The following is a 327-nucleotide window of genomic DNA, read 5'->3' as shown; positions in this document are numbered from 1 at the left end:
TTGCGCCAGTCAGCATCCTCCGGCATGGCAGCCCGCGCCGCTTTGTGAACGCCAATTACTGGCTTTAGTCCGCCATCGCAATAAGCTGAATGAAATGCTTTTGACGGAAGAGAATCGCCTCTCCGTGGCGGAGGAAGTTGTTTGTGATTCTCATGCAAAGATAATCACCCTGCTAAAGCAAGAGCTCAAAGACACCGAATTGAAAATAAAAAAGCACATTGATGACTCGCCTTCGCTGAAGAAAAATAAGGGGTTACTGGAAAGTATTCCCGGTATTGGCGAACGGTTGAGCGCAACACGGCTGGCTTATATTGGTGATGGTTCACG

The 327-nt window shown here is 48.6% G+C and carries 1 pseudogene; it reads left to right on the top strand.

The window, feature by feature from the left end:
- Positions 1-327: pseudogene (locus NXS07_RS21070) on the top strand (IS110 family transposase); the annotation flags it as partial.

It is taken from the genome of Xenorhabdus bovienii (genome assembly GCF_024721015.1).
Lineage (GTDB): Bacteria > Pseudomonadota > Gammaproteobacteria > Enterobacterales > Enterobacteriaceae > Xenorhabdus > Xenorhabdus bovienii.
This window is presented reverse-complemented; position numbering and strand designations above follow the sequence as displayed.